This is a genomic window from Kitasatospora sp. NPDC007106, assembly GCF_040634455.1.
Lineage (GTDB): Bacteria > Actinomycetota > Actinomycetes > Streptomycetales > Streptomycetaceae > Kitasatospora > Kitasatospora arboriphila.
This window is the reverse complement of the sequence record NZ_JBEYFP010000778.1, coordinates 1-2,685: the sequence shown is the minus strand read 5'-3', so window position 1 is coordinate 2,685 and position 2,685 is coordinate 1. Positions and strand designations below refer to the sequence as shown.

3 protein-coding genes are annotated in these 2,685 nt (G+C 74.2%); 2 read left to right on the top strand and 1 reads right to left on the bottom strand.

Annotation, left to right across the window (positions count from 1 at the left end):
* Positions 1-105 precede the first annotated feature (105 nt).
* A complete protein-coding gene (locus ABZ641_RS32225) occupies positions 106-369 on the bottom strand; it encodes a DUF1876 domain-containing protein (RefSeq protein ID WP_263102292.1) in 264 nt (87 codons plus the stop codon).
* A 178-nt stretch (positions 370-547) separates the two neighbouring features.
* Here ABZ641_RS32225 and ABZ641_RS32220 point away from each other — a divergent pair, with 178 nt between their 5' ends.
* Positions 548-910, top strand: coding sequence for a tetratricopeptide repeat protein (locus ABZ641_RS32220; RefSeq protein ID WP_344626676.1), 363 nt, complete (start codon positions 548-550; stop codon positions 908-910).
* A 248-nt stretch (positions 911-1,158) separates the two neighbouring features.
* Positions 1,159-2,646 (top strand): M1 family metallopeptidase, encoded by a 1,488-nt coding sequence (locus ABZ641_RS32215; RefSeq protein WP_359987570.1) that lies wholly within the window; start codon positions 1,159-1,161, stop codon positions 2,644-2,646.
* Positions 2,647-2,685 lie beyond the last annotated feature (39 nt).

The following is a 2,685-nucleotide window of genomic DNA, read 5'->3' as shown; positions in this document are numbered from 1 at the left end:
GGCCGGTGTGCGTCGGCGGCGGCCCGTCCGGTCACGGTGCGTGACGGGGCCGGGCGGGGCGGCCGGAGCGGGTCCGCCGTCGGTGGATGCCGTCGGTGGATGCCGTCAGTAGATGAGGTAGTTCGGCCGGTGGCCCTCGTCGGCGATCTCTCCGTCGGCCACCGAGCGCAGTTTGCGGGAGAGTTCGTCGAGTGCGCGGGAGGCGGCCACCTCCTCGCCGATCCGGGCCAGCGGGCGGTCGTCGCGGCTCTTCACCGCTTCGCCGTGGCCGCTGAGGCCGGGTGCGTGCGAGCCGCGCAGCCGGGCGTCGCAGGCGGTGTTGACACCGTCCTCCTCGAAGACCAGCTCGATGTCCCACTGGTTGTGCATCGCGCACCTCCTCGTGGCGGGTCCCGCTTCCAGCGTGCGCCCGCGGGTGAGGGCGGGACAACCCGGGGCCCGGCCCTCCGCGGGGCCGCGGGAATGCCGCCCTGTCGGTGAACGTTCAACCGATCGGTCCCGAGGCGGACCGGACGGGGGACGGACACGCACCGAGAGGAGTCGCACGGTGTTCCACGAGTACCTGGCGGGCGAGACCGCCGAGCAGTGGCGCTGGGCCGGACTGTACTTCGACACGAAGGAGTACGCCGAGGCGGCGAAGCTGCTCGCGCCGGTGGTGGAGCAGCACCCGGAGCAGGTCGGCCCGCGGCTGCTGCTGGCCCGCGCCTACTACCACTCCGCCCAGCTGGGGCGGGCCGAGGAGCAGCTGCGCGAGGTGGTGGCGCGCGACCCGGTCGAGCAGTACGCGCACCTGATGCTGGGGCGGACCCTGGAGCGCCAGGGCCGGGCGGCGGAGGCGGCCCGCTGGCTGCGGCTGGCGGCGGCGCTGGAGGGTCCGGCCGGGCAGGACCCGGCACCGGCCGGCGGGTGACGCCCACCGGGTGACGGACCGGAGGGGTCCTCGGCGGCGGTCCGGCGGTCCGGGGCCGTCCGGGACAGGGGTCCGGGGCGGTCCGGGACAGGGGTCCGGGGCGGTCGGGGTGCGGCGGATGTCGGCCGGTCGGCCGAAAGGCGTCCTTGCATGCACACGTCATCAAGGTGACACTGAGGCGCGCCTGACGGAGGGTCGAACCGACCCTCCGTCATCCGACTGCACCCCGACCGCACTGGAGGACCCCTGTGCGCACGAGGACGATCGTCTCCCTGGCTGCCGCCGCCGTCCTGCTGTTCGCCGACCCGGCGTCGGCGGCCGCGGCGGCCGCCGGCTCCCCGGGCATCGGCGACGCCTACTACCCCACCTACGGCAACGGCGGCTACGACGTCTCGCACTACGACGTCCGGCTGAAGTACCAGCCCGCCACCGACCGGCTGGAGGGCACCACCACGATCCTGGCCACCGCCACCCAGGACCTCTCCCGCTTCGACCTCGACTTCGCGCTGGACGTCTCCGAGGTGCTGGTGGACGGCCGCCCGGCGAAGTTCGCCGCGACCGGCGAACAGGAGCTGGAGATCACCCCGGCCGCCCCGCTCGCCAAGGGGCAGCGCACCACCGTCGTCGTCCGCTACGCGGGCACCCCCTCGGCCGTCTCCCGCTACGGCTTCACCGCCTGGCTGCGCACCCCGGACGGCGGGGTGGCGGCCGGCGAGCCGGAGGCCGCCTGGTGGTGGTTCCCGAGCAACGACCACCCGTCGGACAAGGCCACCTTCGACGTGTCGGTGCTCGTCCCGGACGGCACCCAGGTGATCTCCAACGGCGACCTGGTCTCGCAGAGCTCGAAGATCGGCTGGACCCGCTGGAACTGGCGGCAGAACAAGCCGCAGGCCACCTACCTGGCCACCCTGGCGGTCGGCCGGTTCGACATCACCCGCTCCACCAGCCCCGGCGGCATCCCGGTGCTCAACGCCTACAGCAGGGACCTCGGCGACAACGACGGCGCGGCCCGCGCCAGCGTCGAGCGCACCGGCGAACTCGCCGACTGGCTCTCCGGCCTGTTCGGCCCGTACGCCTTCGGCTCGGTCGGCGGCTACGTGCCCAACGTCAGGACGGGCTACGCGCTGGAGAACCAGACCCGGGTGTTCTACAGCCCGCGGCAGTTCTCGCGCGGCTCCAACACCTCGGTGGTGGTGCACGAGCTGGCCCACCAGTGGTTCGGCGACACCGTCTCGGTGCGGCGCTGGAGCGAGATCTGGCTGAACGAGGGCTTCGCGACCTACGCGCAGTGGCTCTGGTCCGAGCACGAGGGCGAGGGCACCGCGCAGGAGCTCGCCGACTGGGTGTACTCCTCGCATCCGGCCGACGACCCGTTCTGGTCGGTAAAGCCCGGCGACCCCGGCGCGGACCACCAGTTCGACGGCGCGGTGTACGACCGCGGCGCGCTCGCCCTGCAGGCGCTGCGCACCGAGGTCGGAGACGACGCCTTCTTCCGGATCCTCAAGGGCTGGCCGGCCGAGTACCGGTACGGCAGTGCGACGATCGCCGACTTCCGGCGGTTCGCCGAGCAGGTCTCCGGCCGGCCGCTGGGCGACCTGCTGCAGACCTGGCTCTACACCCCGGCCAGGCCGGCCCGCGGTGCGGTGCCGTCCCCGGCCGCCCCCGGTGCCCGCCCGGCGGCGGGGCCGGCCGAGCCGCGCTCCTGGGCGAAGATCCACGCCGTGCAGGAGCACTGACGGTGGTTCGGCTCCCGCCCCGCCGTCCACGGGCGGGGC

Coding starts and splice junctions, on each gene's coding strand:
- ABZ641_RS32225 (WP_263102292.1), bottom strand. CDS start 369: ATGCACAACCAGTGGGACATCGAGCTGGTCTTCGAGGAGGACGGTGTC.